The sequence below is a fragment of the Bacillus sp. FSL K6-2841 genome (genome assembly GCF_037976435.1).
Classification (GTDB): Bacteria; Bacillota; Bacilli; order Bacillales; family Bacillaceae; genus Bacillus; species Bacillus pumilus.
The window spans coordinates 2,826,135-2,844,282 of sequence record NZ_CP150266.1; the positions used below are offsets into that span (position 1 = coordinate 2,826,135).

Genomic DNA, 18,148 nt, shown 5'->3' on the forward strand with positions numbered 1-18,148 from the left:
AAAAAGAGATCACCTGACTTGATGATCTCCTTTCTTCCAACATTAGCTTTCATAAAGCTCTAGTTTAATTTTATTTTTCACGTCATGGATAAACTGCATCTTGTTATCCCAGCATTTTTGACTCAAATCGACTGGATATTCTTCTGGTTTGCTGATTCGTTTATATTCCTCCCAGAAAAGTCCGAGGCTCTCCTGCACATAGGCTTGAATCGTTTGAATATCCGGATTGTCATATACAAGTTTTCCTTGTTCAAAAATCGGGACATGTAGATCCTTCGCCACAAAGTTTGTGACAAATTTGCTGATAAATGTATGCACAGGATGGAACATTTTCAGCTTATCCTCACTATGAACATCTTCCTCTTCGAGCGCAATGTAGTCACCCTCAGAGTGATGATTCAATTGATTGATAATGCGGTACACACGTTTACGTCCAGGTGTTGTCACTTTCTCTGGGTTGGATGAAATTTTGATGGTATCATTCATCTTACCATTCTCTTCAATCGACACAAGCTTATACACTGCACCGAGAGCTGGCTGGTCAAATGCTGTGATCAGTTTTGTCCCAACACCCCACACATCAATTTTGGCACCCTGTGCTTTTAAATTCATGATGGTATGTTCATCGAGATCACTTGATGCAATGATTTTTGCGTCATGGAATCCAGCTTCATCCAGCATCGTTCTAGCTTTTTTAGACAAGTAGGCAAGGTCACCACTATCAAGTCTGACACCAATAAAGTTGATCTTGTCTCCAAATTCTTTCGCTACCTTAATGGCATTTGGAATACCGGATCTTACGGTATCATACGTATCAACTAAAAAGACACAGTCTGTATGGGTTTCAGCGTATTTTTTAAATGCCGTATATTCATCGCGGTATGCTTGTACAAGTGCGTGAGCATGTGTTCCTGACACTGGGATGTTGAAACGCTTCCCAGCACGAACATTACTTGTCGCCTGAAAGCCGCCGATGAGTGCCGCTCTTGCTCCCCACATCGCAGCATCCATTTCATGTGCACGTCTTGTTCCAAATTCTAATGCTGTCTCATCTTCAATGATTCCTTTAATCCGAGCTGCCTTTGTTGCAATCAGCGTCTGGAAGTTCACAATATTCAGCAAGGCGGTTTCAATGAGCTGCGCTTCTACAAGCGTTGCCTCGATACGCATAATTGGCTCATTTGCAAAGACAATTTCGCCTTCCCGCATTGAATGAAGGGAGCCTGTAAAGGACAACCCGCTTAAATAATCAATGAAATCGCTTTTATAACCGAGTTCGTCTTTTAAATACGCTAGATCACTTTCAGTGAAGGAAAAGTCCGATAAATATTCAATCGCTTTCTCTAAACCAGCAAATACAGCGAAGCCATTGTCAAATGGAAGCTTTCTGAAGAAGAGTTCAAACACTGCCTTCTTCTCATGAATGCCGTCTCTCCAATACGTTTCTGCCATGTTAATTTGATAAAGGTCTGTATGTAGTGATAAACTGTCGTCAATAAACCGATGCTCCAACTTCCATTCTCCTTCCCTTACTTAACCACTTTCGCACCAAGCGACTGCTCAAAGTGAGAAAGTGCCCACTCGTGCCCCGCTTCATTAAAACTCGCTACAGCATTCTCGTGAATCACAATTTCAAAGCCTTTATTGTACGCATCAACAGCTGTATGAAGTACACAAATATCGGTACATACGCCGGCTAAATGAAGTTCAGTGATGCCACGCTCGCGCAGTTTCATTTCTAATTGAGTGCCTGCAAAAGCAGAGTATCTTGTTTTTTCCATATAGTAGACATGTTTTAAATGCTTTGACGTGTGAAATAGTGAACTTAGTTTGCCATAAAGTTCAATTCCCTTTGTCCCGCGAATATTATGGGGCGGAAATAACTTTGTCTCTGGATGATAAAGGTCTTGCTCCTCATGATGATCGACTGCAAAGACGACAAAGTGCCCTTCATCAATAAACGAAGAAGTGATCTCTGTGATCTTAGGCTCAATCGCCTGTCCAGGCTTTCCGCATGTCAATTTTCCATCGTCTGCAACAAAATCAACGGTATAATCAATACAAATCAATGCTTTGCCCATCCGCATCTCTCCCATATGCTCTTTTGACTCATTATAGCTTATTCATTTCACTAGGGAAACCTATTCAACAGATTCGTGAGAAAAAGCCTTTTGAAACAGCTCATCTTCTATATAGATGTGCTCTTGATTGACCGCATTTGGCAGCTCTATCACAAGACCAAAAGGAGAATGTGCCTCATGATGATTCACCACTTTAAAGGAACATCCCGCGGTATTAGCCATTTTCACATATTGAGAATAAGAAGCATAGGACAACTCACCATTTAAAAGAACAGTGGCCTGACGGTTGGCCTTTAATACTTGTTCGACCTCTTGATACGGTTTATTTCGTGAGACCTGTCCCTTTGTCAGGGCAAGAAGCGCTCGTTCTCTTAATGAACCGAGAAACATTCTGCGTTCATCGGGTTTTGTTTCAGCATGTCCAAATATCCCTTGCTGCAAATAAAAGTCTACGGATTCTTCTTTCATCGCTGTTTTCACTCCTGGTTTTCATATTTGCATTTCTGTGACCCAGTGCACAATCTTTAGTGCAAGTTCACGGGCTTCGTCTGTTTCTGCTCTTTCCATTAAGGATTGCTCGAGTGTATGGATCAGCTGCTCTTTTTCGTCCTCGTACGCAATGGAAATACTCCATTCAATATCAGGTACGGCAACAAGCGTTTTATATTCTTTTTTATTTTCATGTAAATATACATTGTAGGTCTTTGGTTGTCCGCTTGTGATGTGTGCTTTTCTAATTTTCATTTGGCTCTGTTCACACCTCTTTTTCCTTCTTACTTCCATATCCATTGTACCATAAAAAAAGACAGCTTCAGAAAAGGAATTCCCTTTCAAAGCTGGCTACGCATTGAAGCTCTTCTGCTGACTAATAAGATTTGAATCCCAAACAAATGTGACATTTGGACTGTTAAAAAATTGGACGAAGTCACCTGCATTATACGTACCTGATCCACCGGCAGAGTGATCGACACTTTTTGGCGAAATGGCAAAAACATCACCGAAATGTGCAGAACCATTTCCAATTACACGGTCAATATGAATAGGCCCAACAATCGCTGGCATCTTTCCACCACCTTTACTCCCCTCATCATATGCCTATGAGGAAAATATGTGTCTATCCAATATAAAAAAGACAGCTGATATGTGAGCATCAGCTGTCTTTCTATGCATTAAATGATTGAGGCTGGCCAAACAATGTGAAATCCCATAGCATCGTCGCATTCGGATCACTTGTAAGCGACATATAATCACCTGAATTAAAGGCTCCTGCCCCGCCAGTCGAGTGGTCTACAGCTAATGGGGCAATGGCCAGTACATCACCGAAAGTAGCTGCACCATTGCCTCCTAATGACTCAATATGAATAGGTCCAACGATTGCAGGCATCAGAATCTCCCCCTATCTGCTTATGACAATCATCTTATGCAAAAAGGGAAAAGTTGTGCATCTGCCCTAGACGTTTAAGTGCTGCTCTTTGCGAGAGCGCTGACGTAACTGAACCAATCTGACAATATTCAGAGTGATGGCTTTGAGCAGTGCATAGACAGGAACCGCAAAGATCATGCCAAGGATGCCGCCAAAGCTTCCTGCCCCAATTAATAACAGGATAATGGTCAAAGGATGTGTGTTCAGGCGTTTCCCAATGATCAATGGAGAAATGACATTTCCGTCAATTTGCTGCACGACAAGAATCACAATCACTGTCACCACTGCTTTTCCAGGCGAATCAAGAAAAGCAATCAGCACAGCTGGTGCTGCTCCAAGATATGGTCCAAGGTATGGAATCACATTTGTGACCGCAATGATAATACCGAGAATAAGCGCATATTTTACACCTATTAATAAGTATCCAATAAAACAAGCGACTCCGACAAACAAACAGACAATAATCTGGCCCTGGATGTAAGCTGCGAGTGTGTCATTTAATTCTTTGAAGATCTTCAGCCCTTCCTTGCGGTAAGGCATTGGCAAGAACTGTACGAGCTTGTCCGGAAACTTATGCCCGTCTTTCAGCATATAAAATAAAATAAATGGAACTGTGATGACGGCTAAGGCAATATTCGCAATCACGCCAAACACCGCAGACATGCTTGAAGCAATGTTTTCCGGTAATGCCTTTAATGTCGAAACGACCGTCTGTTCAAACTTTGAGACAGATACATAATCTTGACTCATCATCCAAGTAAATGTTTTAGAATGCGAAAAGTCATTGATAAATTTCTGCATGTCCGTCACATAACCAGGGAAGCTTTTGACAAGTCCACCAACCTGCGAGATAATCACCGGTCCAGCAGCATTGACGATAAACGTGATGAGTCCAATGAACAGGAGATAAATGATCAGGATAGCGAGAGTTCTAGGTATTTTCTTGGACAAAAATTGAACAATTGGATTAAAGATGAAAAAGAGAATACCCGCCAGCAAGATGGGGACAAAAAGTGTTGATGCAAATAAAATAATCGGCTGAAATAAAAACGAAACCTTTGTTGATACATACACAATGAGTAAAACAAGTAATATTTGGAATGTCCAAAAATGAACTTTAGATTTTAACAAAGATGCTCCTCCTGTTACGTATTGATCTTATTAAAAAACTACTATTCAACCCCCCTTCTGTCAACTGCTTCTTGTTTTTAGAACCTCATTTTTTGAAAAAAAAAGAACAATTGGTATATCATGCACTTTTTCCAGATATACATTCTATAAGCATGAAAAAAGCAGACACCTATGCGTCTGCTTGTTACACTCTTTCACTGTGATCAGGCATCACCGACACGATTTGCTGGATCCGCACATAAAAAACTGATTTCGCCCCCGCTTCTATGACAATATGATCCGGCATGACTTCCTTCAATTTCCCACGGACCGTATCTTTCACTGTTTGCACAATTAATCTCATACCGACCACTTTCTGCAATGTTTGATAAACATATGGATCAACTAATGAAACAAGCTGTGGACTTCCTTGTTGTGCCATACTACCCGCCCCTTTACTTGTGTATTTACCCACAGCGTATGCATGAACCCATGTGAATGTCACTCATGGCAACCCCACAACATTAATACCATATTTTAACATTTAGTTCGTTTTTACATTTTTTAGAAGTATAATAGATTGGTGCTGCCAACAATTTAAATCATTTGAAGAGGTGAATTTTCTTGAAAAAACTCATTTGTATTGTTGCTGTCATGCTCTTTCTATCCTCTGCAAGCTTTGCGTATGCAGGGACAATTGGAGATCCCCCAGGGACGCCAGGAAAGTGGTTTAAAGGAGAAGAGCCCATTCAAAAAGACGGGTCAAAACCACCACTTGTTTTTGTTCATGGTATTAACAGCTCCTCCTACACTTGGTCCAACCGAAACGATATGGCAAAGCAGGCTGTTCAGAACGGATACGAAAGCGCATTCATAGATTTGCACCCAGATCAGGACATGAAAAAGAACGGCAAACTATTAGCAGAAAAGCTCAAAGAAATCTATGACGCGTTTGGTAGAAAACTAATAGTGATTGGTCATAGTAAAGGAGGGGTCGATACACAGGCCGCCCTAGTGTATTTCAAAGCGCATCCCTATGTGGAAAAGGTCATTACTCTTGGCTCTCCTCATAACGGGACACCGCTTGCGGATCTAGCATATAGCAAAGGTGGGAGCTGGCTCGCGCAAATTCTTGGACAAAAAAGCGAAGCGCTTTATTCTTTGCAAACTGGTCTGATGGCAGCTTTTCGAAGTGAAACCGATCAGCTAGAGGCGTTCCCCAATAAATATGTCACCTACTCTGGTTCGGAATGGGGAACATTTGGCGGTGCGCTGTATTTAGGCGGCATGTATTTAAAGAGCTTTGGTACAAATGATGGTGCCGTCACAGTAAACAGCACAAAACTATCCTATGCAAACAATATTTTAACAGGAAAATGGGATCACTATTCAATCAAAAACGGAACAAGTATGTTTCCTGTGTTCCAGCATCAGCTGCTGGCAAATGCCTCGAGCGCTGAAAATAAACATAAAGAGGAACAAGAGCCCGTCTCTACTGAGCTCAATACAGATGTTTATGTGACAGGTGGAGAAAGTGAAAAGGATAAAACAGAAGCGTTCTATGTAGAGGAAGGAACGAATGGCTTATCGATCCAGTGGTTAAATGAAAGGCAGGAGTCGCAGCCCGAAATCATTGCCCCAAATGGAGACGTCTTAACAAATCTTAAGACATCGGAAGCTTCTTTCCCATATGAAGGCGCATATTCACACCATGTGAAAATCAATAAACCTGTTCCTGGAAAATGGACGATTCAATCGAACTCTGGAAAAAGAGCTCCTTATCTGCTGCTTGTATCTTTTGATTCACCATTAAATGAAGAAATTAAAGAAGCTGCTTCGAAGTCAGGAGGTGCATCGACCCATTCAAGCGGTCTAATTAAACGGTTAAGCAAATCTGTGGAAACCAATTACTTTAAAGACGCACAAAAGGATCATCCAGTGAAAACAAGTAGCTCATCAGCTATTCAATTGAAAAAAGAAGGTACTTATTCCGTCACGGTACAATACACTGGACTCACTACGTCAGGGACATCTGCGTTTAACCGTACCGTTATTCGCACATTGTATGTTGATCAGCACGGAACGATTCATGGAGACATTCCATATTAAACAGAGCGTTTCATGGGCTGAAGTGCCTGCTGCACTTTCTGATCCAAATCGGCAATTTTCTTCATTGCCAGTGATTCGTCAATTTGTCTGTAATGGTGGTGTCCGCCTGGCTCTTCATCCATTTCATCTGCTTTCTTCACAATTTGTTGGAGTGTGTCCTTATGAAGGTCGCCCTCTGGCAAATATGAATCTGTATGAAGCAGAATCGCAAGTGCAATATCTTTAGCTGCTTTTGGTTCCTCCCCGAGCCGTATGAGCAGTTTATGTGCCCGCTCTGCACCTTTAATGGCATGAATATCATTTCGTCTATATGTCTCGTAATCCCATTCTCCGCCGGCTGTATACCATTCATAGTGGCCGATGTCATGCAAGAGTGCTGCTTTCACAGCGAGATCTGGGTTAATTCCAGCCTTCATTGCCAGCTTGAATGCGTGATAAGCACAAGCAATCGCATGGGCTTTTCCTGAACGATTTAAATATTTTTGAGCAACTGGATGGGTGTAAACATCCATTAATGTAACCTTTCTCATGGAAACCCCTCCTTATCTATATTTTTAGCATCCTAACATATTCTGAAAAGAAACTCAAATGTTCTGTTATATTTTCTATGAGTCTCAAGATTAGCTTATGTCAAATCAGCCGGTTTTGCTTGTACAAGACGGAAAAAAGCAGTCGTTATGACTGCTTTTTTCCATACTCTCGTGCATCATATACGCAGCCTCCAGCTGGATCATCCGCTATAAGATCGAGCAAAATACATGCGACTTCATCTGGACTCTTCAGGGTGCCTGTTTCATATAATTGCTGAAAACGATCAATTTGTTCGAAGTCCTGTTTTGAAGATTTTCGAATCTCTCCCTGCATATCTGTATCAATCGTGCCTGGGGAAAATGAAAACGTGTTGATTGGATACGCCTCGTCCTGCTGTTCCTCATGCAAAGTCCTCATAAACATATCAAGCCCTGCCTTTGAGCTGCAATACGCACTCCAGCCTTTATAAGGATTTTTCGCCGCTCCAGAAGAAAGATGAACGATCGTTTTCTTTCCATTAAACGATTGAGTCTGTTTAACAAACACATGGCTCAGCAAAACAGGAATCACAAGATTCAGCGTATAATGCTGATGAAGCGTATCCTGTCCGCCTTGCCCCACACGCTTGATTGGTGTCACCATGCCAGCATTATTGACGAATAAGATGTCATCAGCTGCTGTCAGTGTTTGCGGCGTGAGACAATCTTGAAGCCATTGGGCTGCTGCTTTCTCATCTGTCAGGTCGACCTGTGTATGTGTGAGCTTCGAATGAGAAATTGGTGATGCGCTTCTTGCTGCTGTGTACACATGATCTCCGCATGAGAGCAGCCGGTTCACAAGTGCTAGGCCAAATCCTTTTGATCCGCCTGTAACGATTGAAATTCGAATGACAATCTCCTCCCTTGATAACCTTATTTTACGTAGTGAAACGGTATGACTTCAAGCAATCTGCATAAAGAAAAACCTGCCTCTTTTTAAAGAGACAGGCTATTTCTTTTCAGCCTTCACATTCACCTTCGGAATCAGAATGAACATCACAACGATGCCAAAGACGATCAAGAAACCAAAGATGATCGGAAGCAGTGGGGATGACTGCTTCTTGTGATCATCGCCAGAAGGTGCCGATACAGCGGCATCTCGAAAAGAGATATTCATCTCTTCCATCATGTGAACTGATGTTTTGGGCGGGTTCTCTTTTAGATCACTGAAAAGCTGCGGAGAAAGAGACCCTCCCGGAGTTTTAGGAGGTTCAGCAAAATGAATGTCTGTTTTAACTGTTGATGTCTTTTTGCTTTGTTCGTATTTCGTTTGATCCCTCAATATACTTGAGTTAATATTGAGTTCTTTTTCTTGATATTCATTCGGCTTGACATTTGTATCCGTATCTTCACCAGCAGCGAAAGCAGCAGGAATGAGAAGAAAAAGGGACATGACACCAAGTGCCATCCCTTTCACGAACAGATTAAGCCTCATGAGTGACATCACGTTCCTCTGTTTTATCTTTCCATAGCTTTGTCACAAGAGGGATGACCATGAATAGGACAGTTAAAATCACTAATCCTATCACACCCATTCCAAAGTGATCTCCATTTCCATATTGGATGGACAAGTACACGTCTGTCACTGGATTTGTGAAATGGAAATTCGGCATCACCAAATCAATTAATGGTGCGACAAAGAAGAAAATAAGCGCTGTTGCTGCCATCCATCCGGCAATGGAGCCGAAATGGAACGCCGTGCGAATAAAGGCGGAACAAGCCACTAATAGTAAAATCGTGAAAATGGACCACTGAATCGCTTGATCATCTGCAAGCTTGTAAATGTTCAGTCCGAACAAGCTGATCATAAGTCCGACTAATAGATTTAAGATGCCAAACAGTGCACCTTTCACCAGCATCGGAGCTGCCGCATAATACGAGCTGAAAAAGCCAATTAACAAACTACTGATCATCACAATGACCAAAATGACCACTGGCGGTACAGTCTGCGTTTTTTCTTCTGGTACATCACCACTGATTTTCAGCGGATTGGCTAAGTGATTATACACATAGTTGCTATTGCCTTGATCACTTAATGTGTTTCCTAAAATACCTTTTAAATCTTGCTGAACAAGCTTCGTGGAATGAACATTCTTGCTCCAGTTTTCATTCAGCGTATCCGCTTTTTCTTGGACCGTCGTCACACTCTCTTCAATGTTATTCGTATAATCCGCCACCCCTTTTTGGCGGTCGGTTAACGAACTCATATTTTCAGAAAGTCGAAGCACTTCCTGACCAATTGAATCCTGCGCACTGACAACAATTGAACTGCCTGCAAGGTCTGCCGTATACACTACATCTCCTTGATCAGCCATTTGCTCCGCAACATTGTCCGCACTTTCAGAAATTGTGTTTAATTCCTGTTCCATGCTTGCCTGCTGAGTCGAAATGTATTCTGCATAGCCATCTGAAAACTTCTGCATCTCATCAATAAAAGTAGACACATCCTCGTTTGACGTCAGCATTTGTTTTTTGAGCGTATCCCAGTTTTCTGTTTCCTCTTTTTTGATGGAGAGGATGGACTGGATATTCTCTTCTTTTGCGTCATATAAAGAAGAGTTATTAGATGGTTGATAGACATTTGCGATCATCAGCTCTAGCTGAGAGAGCTGATTAGAATACTCCATTAATTTTTTAGTTCTGATTGATTTTGTTTCAAATTTTTTCTCAAAAAGATTGTCCTTAAATGCTTCACCAATCGGTGAGTTTCTGCGCTTCAGCTCTTTTACTTTGCTTAAAATAGCGGATTCCTGACTTTTGATTTCATTTGGAATCACATTATATCGATCTTGTAACCATAGAATCATCTTTTCAAGTTTATCTACTTTTTTCGTCAGACTCTCAAGCTCTTTACTCATTTGACTTACTTTGTCTTTCAATTCGTCATTATGAGCAGCCGCTTTTTCTTGAATTTTCTTTTTCACTTCATCTAAGCGAGTTGATAGTGCTTTTAGGTCATCCTGCGATGAATCCTTGCTGCCGGTATCTGGCTGAGCAGGATTTTCAACGTTCTCTCCTTCTTCCCCATCTTCGGTCGAAGGCGGTGTCTCCTGTTCTCCTAATTGATCCGCCAGGTCGTTCATTTCTATTGAAATTTGAGAGAGCTCATTTGTTTCTTCATCTAGGTTAATCCCAATCTCTTCTGGGTTTTCATTATCTTGATCTGATTGCCCGTCATCTTCAGAATCAACTGGCGGCTCAGGCTCGTTCATCAACTCTTGCCTTTTTGCCAATAGCTTCGTTTGCAAGGCTGATATCTTATTTCGATAGTCTTCTAAATAACGGTCTTCATAGTTTTTAATTAGTTCCTTCTGAGACGCTATCACAAGTTCCGTTAACCCCGTTGATTGCTTAGGAATAGCGTCCTCTCTTGACTTTTGAACAGATTGGATGGCGCTGTCCGTTGTGTTTAGCTGACTTTGTACTCCGTTGATATCTGTTTTGAGTCCACCCATTTGATCACTAAAGCTGCGGGCATTTTGGTTTTGGATATCAGCGAGCTGTTTGAGTCCCTGCTGGATTTGTTTTTGGTTTGTCGATTGCGCTTTGATCAAGAGGTCCTTTTGTTTGTCTTGATACTGCTGGTATTGATCGACTACTTTTACAAAGTCCTTTAACTGGTTCTTTGCTTCTTCTGTTGTAGTCAGACCGTCTTTATACTGTTTCTGCGAGTCAGTCATCGCATTTTTTAATTCTTCTATTTGTTTCTTCTGCTGCTGAACGGCGTCTGATAGTTTGTTTGAATTCGGCTTATAGAAGTTATACATTGTGTTTTGGAATTCGACTTCTTTCCCGACAATATGTTCAAACTCTTCTCTGACATTGCCGATTTCCTGTGATACAAAACTCCAGTATAACGTCGACATCTGTTCATTCATTTTCTTTTGCGCATTTTCCAGCTCTCTTTGCACTTTCTCTTTATTGACTGAATTGAGCTGATCTTGAATGGAAAATTGAATGGATGCCTTTTCAGGATGGTCTTTATCATAGCTCAGCACATTTTTAGAGAAATCAGACGGAATATAGAGGACAGCGTCATACTTTCTGCTTTTCAGTCCATTTTCTGCCGCACTCCGATTCACTACGGTCCATGTATAATCTGGACGCTCTGATAATGCGGCGACAACATCCTGCCCGAAGCGAGCGGTGTTTTCACTTTCGCTCGCTCCCATATCCTCATTGACCACAGCAATATTACGTGTGGCATTCTTTTTCTGTTTTGCCGGGTCATCTCCAATGAGGTGGAAAAATAAAACCGGCAGAACCAGAATCAATATCATCGTCGATACGATTTTGATGGAGCTTTTTTGCTGCTCTGTCATTGAACACTCTTCCTTTCTACCGCACATAAAGGAACCTGGATTTTCTTCTCTTTCCCGTTTTCAACCAAATACCCGAAGCCTGGCTGAATATCTGGTTCTTGTCTTGCATACGGAAGCGGTATGATGTTTTGCTCTGATTTTTTCATGAGTAACATAGCATGACGAACTTGTTTGATTTCATTTGTGAGTGCATCATAGCCTTTACTGAATTCGGTATGATTTCCTGACGCAATCAGGCTAAAGCCTAGGTGTGCATATGACTTCATGAAATCAGCCAATTGATCTTGAAGACGCGGGTCGATTGTCTGCTGAAAACGCGTAATGCCATCAATCACAAGCACAATTTGAGAGAACGACAACTGATCAGTCTCTCCCCGGCGCACAGCTTCGACGTACATCTCTTCACGCACCTTGAATAAACGATCTATTTCCTCGGCCCATTCGGTGATATCATCCTTTGTTTCAAGATAATCAATGTTCTCTTCTTTTGCATAATGAGAGAGCCCCCGATCAATCGAATCAAAGACGGCCAGCTTCTCAGGTTTTGCTGCTAATAGCTGATCAAGCATCAGTTTTGTCACATTTGTTTTCCCTCGCTGCGTTTGACCGATGATGAGGCAGTGTTTATTCTTCTTCAAGTCAAAGTAAACAGGAGCAACAGATTCCTCATCTAGTCCGACTGGAATGTCATACGGCTGTTTTTGTTCTTCTAAGCGACTCTCTAGCTCCCAAATGGTTAGTTTATCAGGAAGCATTGGTACAGGTTTTGGTTTTTCAGCTGATTCAAAGCGATCATGAAGAAGCTGGATCTCTTGTTTCAAATGCTCAAACAGCTCAAGATCGTTCTCTCCTTCAACTGGCAGGAACATTTGTGCAAAGTAAAGCTCTTCTTTGTTGATAATGACTCGTCCTGGAATCGGCTCTAAGCTAAATTTCGGTCTGCCAATAATCGAGTACGCCTCTCCTTGATCCATTAAGTAATGGACGACCTTTGTTTTCAAGTTGTTCATAAGAGATTGACGGACTGCGTTTACCCGAGTCGCTGTAATCAAGAAGTAAATTCCTAATGATTGCCCATCACGGCTCAGCTGGATAAATTCAGATTCAAGTTCATGCATTTCGTCTTTGACAATGTCAAAGTTGTCAATCACGATGAAAATGAATGGGAGCTTTTTCTCATTTAAGGCGTTGTACATTTTGATATGACTCATTTCTTGCTGTCTGAATAATCGCTTGCGGTATTCAACCTCTTCCCGCAGACGCGTCATCGACTTTTGAATCTTTCTCATTTGATCCATTAAGAAATAATCCGCCGTGTGCGGCAGTTTGGCTAACGGAAGCAATGTTCCGTTTCCAAAGTCATAAATATACGCATGCCATTCTTCCGGTGAATATCTCTCCGCAAAGCTCATGAGCAGTGTTGTTGCAGCAAGCGATTTTCCGTAGCCGGAGGAACCAAAGATCCCAATGTTTCCATCCTCCATCATTTGATAAGAAAGTGGATGCTGGCTTTGTTGATCTGGCTCATCGACAAGCGCAAAATGGAAGACATGCTCTTCACTTGACGCGTAACGTGATTTTGGAATCCGTTCTTCGAGCGGTGGAAGCCATGGACTTGGGAGCTTCTCAATCCCAAGCTCCTGCTGCATACGTTCTATTTCATCCACAACAGCAGAAATCTCCGACACTGTCTCTTTTTTCACAGCCGGCTCTGTGCTCACCCCTGATAACGGAATAAGTCCAGTATCAGTCACAATGGCAATATCATCTTCTGATCCGTAGCCATCTTCCATATACGGCGCACCGCTCCAAGCTGATTGGAACAATTCATAGATTTCATTGTTCCCCACTTGTAGGTAGCCGCGGCCTGTAACGGTAATGGACGCCGCATCACTATTTTTCAATATTTCCTTACTGTCTGACGCATCTTGTACTTTTAGTGCGACCTTAAAGCGGGAGTTACTCCAAATCTGATCATCGATGACTCCGCCTGGCTTTTGGGTAGCCAAAATGAGATGAACCCCGAGGCTTCGGCCGATACGCGCAGCACTGACAAGCTCTCTAATAAAGTCCGGCTCTTCACTTTTTAATTCTGCAAACTCATCAGAGATTAAGAATAAATGAGGCATTGCCTGTTCAGCCTTTTTCTCCTTATAGAGCTTCGTATAATCATTGATGTGATTCACATGATATTGATCAAACAAACGTTGTCTTTTCTTCAATTCACTTTTAATTGAGGCAAGCGCTCTTTCACTAAAATTCTTACTGCCTTCAATATTGGTGATCGTGCCAAGTAAATGAGGAATATTCCGGAACGGCTGCGCCATTCCGCCTCCTTTATAGTCAATCAATAGGAAAGCGACTTCATGCGGATGAAAGTGTACAGCGAGCGATAAAATGTACGTCTGTAAAAATTCACTTTTCCCTGACCCTGTTGTTCCCGCCAACAGGCCGTGTGGACCGTGTGCTTTTTCGTGCAAGTTCAGATCCACAATGTCATTTTTCCCTTTATAACCGATTGGCACAGAGAGTGATTTAGCCGTTTCTGATGTGAGCCATTTTTCACGAATACCAATCTCGTCTACCTGTTTGGCATGAAAAAGATCAAGGAAGGAAACCGTTTCAGGAATCGAATTGGTCATGCCAACTTGATGATCTAATGTTCTCAGCGTTCTGGCAAACAGCTCATTGTCCACGCGCTCATGTGTATCAAGCTGAAATGGAATTCGGACGGCTTTCTTGTGCTGAATGAGAATATCTCCTTCTTCTTCGTTAATATAACGGACAAGCGTCGAGATATTTTCAGCTAAGCTTTCCTTTGTTTCAGCAGCAAAAATAATGGAGATGCCAAGGTCCGTTCGGCTGCCTTCTAAATATTCTAAAATCACATGTTCAGCAATGAGCTCATGATTTGTCACGATAAACACAAAGTGAGGCGTAAAGATCTTCTTCTCTTTTTCTTCTTCTAGATCACGCTCACGTAAAATCTCATAAATCGAGGACAACAGCTGATCGCGTGTTTGTTCGTTATAAATAAACCCTTTGCCGTATGTATGAGGTAGCTGGAAATGCGGAAGCCATTTCATCCATTCCCAATTCTCATACTCCTGCTCATGAAAAATAAACACAAATCTTAAATCATGATAGCTGTGCGAGAAGGCAAGCTGTCCGACAAGCTGATGAAGCTCCTTTTTCACAATGGCTGGCTTTCCAATCAATCCAGTTGGGCCATCGGCAAGACCGAATGTGATGGGTACATCCTTCACTTCACGATAAACCTGTTGCATATGCTGCGTTTGTTCCATTAAATCATCAATGTCACGATTGGCCATATCGCCGCCGCTCATCGATAGTTCATAGCTTGATGGGACTGCGCCCGTCCCAAGACGCAGCTGCAAGAAATCATCACTCACAAGTGTTTTTTCCCAAATTCGGCCGCTAATTTCTGATGTTAAATACTTCATTTGTTCAAATGACGGATAATGATACGTCAAAATATATTGCTGGCGGTCGTAGAGCTCTTGCAGCTCTTTTCGTTTATTTTCTAAGTAAAGAGAATAGACTCGCTGCCGTTTCTCTTCCCGTCTTTTGCGTTGTGATTTCTCTTTAAAGTATTGAACAGACGATGTGATTAACGTCATGATAAACATCGCCATCGACACGACAATAAAGATCCCGCGGGGCTGGATCAGAGCGACAATTCCCATTACGAGAAGCATCACAAGCGGCGGGAGGACAACAAGCCAAAGCCCTCTGCTGTTATTTTCACTTTCCTGAGAAGGAAAGCTAAAGGAAACCCGGTCATCTGGCAGATCATAAATTAAACGCGGTGTTCGTCTATATAAAGGATATTTTTGTTTTGTTTCTGTGCTAGGTGCTCTTGTTTTTTCCAAACGTGTTTGAAATGGTTCATATGCAGTCACCTGCAATAAATCATCATCTTTCAATGTCACCGTTAGAAAGTTCCAAAACAGCTCATCTCCAGCATCAATTGTCTCTGGACCGTGAATTTTTTTCCCGTTCACATAAATCGTTTCGTCCTGAGGCATGACATACCAAGTTCCTTCAATTTTCTCCAAAGTAAACTGGCTCGCATCTTGAAACATGGAATGCGCTTGTTCTTTCCACACATCGATATCATCTTTGTTCTCACGTGAAAAAGACAGCTCGACTCTATTTCCTAGGTAATAAATGTGTTGATCATGATGTGCTTCCATTAAAATAAGTGTCAGTGTACCAAGCTTATACGGTTCATGTAGAAGTAATGTGCCTTTCTTCTCTTCACCCTGATAAATGGAAAAGCCATCATTCGGTTCATCGGGAGATAAACGGATGATCCCTTCATCAAACGAAAGTGAAGGGATTGTCACCGTATGCTCTATTTCAGGTCCAATCACAGCTTCTCGATTGAACTGCTCGTCTAAACGGACGGTTTGATAATCCTCCTCATAAAATACCCAAAGAAGACTCAAACGCTCCACCTCCTCATGGGACAGCACCAACTGTCAGTTGTATCGAAAGAATTATTTTTTCTCATCTTTTTTCGTCTGAGAGGTTTTCTTTTTCGCTTCAGATTCTTTCTCTTTTTTCTCTTGATCGGCTTTTGACTCTTCTTTTTGTTCAGCTGTTTCATCTGTTTGGCTTGCGCCCGAGGAGTCATTGGTGCTTGTCTCCGTTGTTTCTTTTTCTTCATATTTCGCCATTTCCTTAATAATTGGATCTAGCTGTTTTTGTTTTTCTTCTGCAGAAAGACTGTCATCGTTTTGAATGTCATTGCGGTAGGCGACGAGTGCTGTAAATATGTACCGGTCGTCTCCAAGTACACGTGCAATATCAAGTGCTTCCTTGCTATTGCCTTGTCCAATATGAATCCAGAAAAGGAAATATTGCGGATCAGTCTGTAATGTGTATGTATCTGTGATTTCTTTTTTATGCTGATCGAGTAACAGATTGCCTTGATTTGTTTGTACATATGAAATGGCCAGTTCATATTGAAGAGAGACCGGCATTTGATTGGCTGAATATTTTTCTAACGTATCCACCACTTGGCTGTACTGTTTGTTGAGATAATATTTGTTTGCCTCGACATACGCTTCTTGTTTTGGCATCGCAAAAAAGAAGGTGTAAATGGTGTACACCAAAGCAGGGATTAATAGGACAAGCAGACCTAGTCCGACATATCGTTCGACCTTCCACTTCTTTTTCGGAATGGTCAATAGCGTTTTCTCTTTCGTTTCAATCGCTTCGATTTTTTGCTGAATCAGGGCAGACAATTCTTCCAAAGACTGCGTTTCGCTGATTTCTTTTGCCAGTTCAGATAGTTTCAGCGTTTCGCTGTAAGCCACATATTCTTGAAACTGATATTCATGGTCCACCACTCGAAGAATGACGGCTTTGACTTCTTTTAATAAACGATGTTCCTCTGTTTCATATGGCGGGATGCTTTCTTTGACGCCGTAATGCAAAAATGCAGGAGCTAAGCCTTGATGAAAAACAATGTTTTCAGGAGAAACAATAGGATGCAGCCGCTTCACGTCGTGTTTGCAAACTGCATCGACAAGCTGGTATGAAAAAATCCATTTGCTTTTTTCATCCTTCGCATGGATGAAACGAAATTCCTGATAGGCAGGAGGCGGTTGAATAGAAATGATGACTTCATCTTCAGTAAGTTGAATCTCTTTTTTGAATGAAGGATTGATGTCTTTGATCGGTGCCGCTTCTAAACCGTCTAAGAGTTTAATGGTCTCTCTTTGAAAAATGAAGCTGTAGGTGCCGCCCTCTTTTTTCATCACTGCTTCTAATTGTTCTTCTAAATAGGAACTCTTTTTATCTGCCATTTACAAAAGTCCTTTCATAGTATTTCCAGCCTGTCTCCTGTGGTGATTCCACAGTCTGACAGCTTATATTCGCCTGAAAACACAGCTTTCTTATTGACAACTCGCACCCAGCCGCCTTCTCGCTTAGGAAGTGAGATTTGTTTTGCCTGCCAGGCGATATGGATGACTTGTTTAATATGTAAATAATTTGATAGTCTCAAATCAAACACACTGCCATCATAATTTTTTAAGTCGATGGTAATATCGATATACACAAATTTCCACCTCACAAAATAGAAAGAGCGCCGGCATCCATTGACAGACTCGGCGCTTTTTCTGCTTTTCACACTTAGAAAGGAAATCCCTTTGATTAGCCGCGGATTTGGCTGGCGATGTCTTGGTCAGTGCTTTCAAGTGTATTTGCCGTTTGATCAAGCTGATTGCTGACATCTGTTAATAGATCAGACATTTTGATGAATGAAGGCTTTAACTGCTCGTATTGATCAGCAAATGCTTCACTAGAAGCACCTTCCCACATTCCTTTTAAATCTGAGATCATTCTATTTAGACGATCAACTTGGTTTAACACTTCTTGACTTTCAACACCATATTGCTTAGCGGTCGCTCTTAGTTCTTCTGGGGTTACGCGAATAATTCCTGACATATTCCTCATTACCTCCCGTGCATAGCCGCCATATAATGGGCTAATCCACTTATT

17 protein-coding genes are annotated in these 18,148 nt (G+C 41.8%); 1 reads left to right on the top strand and 16 read right to left on the bottom strand.

Translation table 11 applies throughout. The features are described 5' to 3' along the window. Window positions 1-42: 42 nt before the first annotated feature. From MHH68_RS14530 to MHH68_RS14565, 8 genes are all read right to left on the bottom strand, one after another. Window positions 43-1,512, bottom strand: a complete 1,470-nt coding sequence (locus MHH68_RS14530) for a nicotinate phosphoribosyltransferase (RefSeq protein ID WP_058013789.1) — start codon at window positions 1,510-1,512, stop codon at window positions 43-45. Between the two features lie 17 nt (window positions 1,513-1,529). Then, window positions 1,530-2,081: an isochorismatase family cysteine hydrolase gene (locus MHH68_RS14535; RefSeq protein ID WP_144461867.1), complete on the bottom strand. Its 552-nt coding sequence runs from the start codon at window positions 2,079-2,081 to the stop codon at window positions 1,530-1,532. A gap of 60 nt (window positions 2,082-2,141) precedes the next feature. Continuing rightward, complete coding sequence (locus tag MHH68_RS14540) at window positions 2,142-2,549, bottom strand: YueI family protein (RefSeq protein WP_144461864.1); 408 nt, start codon at window positions 2,547-2,549, stop codon at window positions 2,142-2,144. 21 nt (window positions 2,550-2,570) lie between these two features. Continuing rightward, the gene (locus MHH68_RS14545) at window positions 2,571-2,825 is read right to left on the bottom strand and encodes a YueH family protein (RefSeq protein WP_339163742.1); all 255 of its coding nucleotides are present in this window, start codon (window positions 2,823-2,825) and stop codon (window positions 2,571-2,573) included. A 96-nt stretch (window positions 2,826-2,921) separates the two neighbouring features. After that, window positions 2,922-3,143, bottom strand: a complete 222-nt coding sequence (locus MHH68_RS14550; protein WP_034317131.1) for a spore germination protein — start codon at window positions 3,141-3,143, stop codon at window positions 2,922-2,924. A gap of 100 nt (window positions 3,144-3,243) precedes the next feature. Beyond that, entirely contained in the window at window positions 3,244-3,465 is a 222-nt protein-coding gene (locus MHH68_RS14555; RefSeq protein WP_003213446.1) for a spore germination protein, read from the bottom strand. 66 nt (window positions 3,466-3,531) lie between these two features. Further along, a complete protein-coding gene (locus MHH68_RS14560; RefSeq protein WP_058013785.1) occupies window positions 3,532-4,635 on the bottom strand; it encodes an AI-2E family transporter in 1,104 nt (367 codons plus the stop codon). A gap of 184 nt (window positions 4,636-4,819) precedes the next feature. Next, a complete protein-coding gene (locus MHH68_RS14565) occupies window positions 4,820-5,056 on the bottom strand; it encodes a YuzF family protein (protein WP_003213721.1) in 237 nt (78 codons plus the stop codon). Between the two features lie 182 nt (window positions 5,057-5,238). Between MHH68_RS14565 and MHH68_RS14570 the strand changes: the two genes are divergently transcribed. Further along, window positions 5,239-6,723 (top strand): alpha/beta hydrolase, encoded by a 1,485-nt coding sequence (locus MHH68_RS14570; protein ID WP_268466595.1) that lies wholly within the window; start codon window positions 5,239-5,241, stop codon window positions 6,721-6,723. Here the strand turns inward: MHH68_RS14570 and MHH68_RS14575 are convergent. The 8 genes from MHH68_RS14575 to MHH68_RS14610 all read right to left on the bottom strand — a co-directional run bounded on the left by MHH68_RS14575 (window position 6,720) and on the right by MHH68_RS14610 (window position 18,094). After that, window positions 6,720-7,253, bottom strand: coding sequence for an HD domain-containing protein (locus tag MHH68_RS14575; protein ID WP_003212819.1), 534 nt, complete (start codon window positions 7,251-7,253; stop codon window positions 6,720-6,722). The two genes, MHH68_RS14570 and MHH68_RS14575, sit on opposite strands and share 4 nt — an antisense overlap. Before the next feature lie 145 nt (window positions 7,254-7,398). After that, a complete protein-coding gene (locus tag MHH68_RS14580; protein ID WP_339165805.1) occupies window positions 7,399-8,142 on the bottom strand; it encodes a (S)-benzoin forming benzil reductase in 744 nt (247 codons plus the stop codon). Between the two features lie 99 nt (window positions 8,143-8,241). Beyond that, window positions 8,242-8,736: a type VII secretion protein EssA gene (gene essA / locus MHH68_RS14585; RefSeq protein ID WP_061409491.1), complete on the bottom strand. Its 495-nt coding sequence runs from the start codon at window positions 8,734-8,736 to the stop codon at window positions 8,242-8,244. Beyond that, a complete protein-coding gene (gene esaA, locus MHH68_RS14590) occupies window positions 8,717-11,614 on the bottom strand; it encodes a type VII secretion protein EsaA (RefSeq protein ID WP_339163748.1) in 2,898 nt (965 codons plus the stop codon). The genes essA and esaA overlap by 20 nt, the downstream gene beginning before the upstream one ends. Continuing rightward, on the bottom strand, window positions 11,611-16,086 hold the full coding sequence (essC, locus tag MHH68_RS14595; protein WP_339163750.1) for a type VII secretion protein EssC: 4,476 nt from the start codon (window positions 16,084-16,086) through the stop codon (window positions 11,611-11,613). The genes esaA and essC overlap by 4 nt, the downstream gene beginning before the upstream one ends. A 51-nt stretch (window positions 16,087-16,137) precedes the next feature. Beyond that, the gene (essB, locus tag MHH68_RS14600; RefSeq protein WP_339163753.1) at window positions 16,138-17,451 is read right to left on the bottom strand and encodes a type VII secretion protein EssB; all 1,314 of its coding nucleotides are present in this window, start codon (window positions 17,449-17,451) and stop codon (window positions 16,138-16,140) included. 14 nt (window positions 17,452-17,465) lie between these two features. After that, entirely contained in the window at window positions 17,466-17,705 is a 240-nt protein-coding gene (locus MHH68_RS14605) for an EsaB/YukD family protein (RefSeq protein WP_003213579.1), read from the bottom strand. 95 nt (window positions 17,706-17,800) lie between these two features. Then, window positions 17,801-18,094, bottom strand: coding sequence for a WXG100 family type VII secretion target (locus MHH68_RS14610; protein WP_003213769.1), 294 nt, complete (start codon window positions 18,092-18,094; stop codon window positions 17,801-17,803). Window positions 18,095-18,148 lie beyond the last annotated feature (54 nt).

Bases quoted from the DNA above. Each gene is read 5' to 3' on its own strand.
- MHH68_RS14555 (WP_003213446.1), bottom strand. From the start codon at position 3,465: ATGCCTGCAATCGTTGGACCTATTCATATTGAGTCATTAGGAGGCAAT.
- esaA (WP_339163748.1), bottom strand. From the start codon at position 11,614: ATGACAGAGCAGCAAAAAAGCTCCATCAAAATCGTATCGACGATGATA.
- MHH68_RS14540 (WP_144461864.1), bottom strand. From the start codon at position 2,549: ATGAAAGAAGAATCCGTAGACTTTTATTTGCAGCAAGGGATATTTGGA.
- essA (WP_061409491.1), bottom strand. From the start codon at position 8,736: ATGTCACTCATGAGGCTTAATCTGTTCGTGAAAGGGATGGCACTTGGT.
- MHH68_RS14545 (WP_339163742.1), bottom strand. From the start codon at position 2,825: ATGAAAATTAGAAAAGCACACATCACAAGCGGACAACCAAAGACCTAC.
- MHH68_RS14610 (WP_003213769.1), bottom strand. From the start codon at position 18,094: ATGTCAGGAATTATTCGCGTAACCCCAGAAGAACTAAGAGCGACCGCT.
- essB (WP_339163753.1), bottom strand. From the start codon at position 17,451: ATGGCAGATAAAAAGAGTTCCTATTTAGAAGAACAATTAGAAGCAGTG.
- MHH68_RS14535 (WP_144461867.1), bottom strand. From the start codon at position 2,081: ATGGGCAAAGCATTGATTTGTATTGATTATACCGTTGATTTTGTTGCA.
- MHH68_RS14575 (WP_003212819.1), bottom strand. From the start codon at position 7,253: ATGAGAAAGGTTACATTAATGGATGTTTACACCCATCCAGTTGCTCAA.
- MHH68_RS14550 (WP_034317131.1), bottom strand. From the start codon at position 3,143: ATGCCAGCGATTGTTGGGCCTATTCATATTGACCGTGTAATTGGAAAT.
- MHH68_RS14565 (WP_003213721.1), bottom strand. From the start codon at position 5,056: ATGGCACAACAAGGAAGTCCACAGCTTGTTTCATTAGTTGATCCATAT.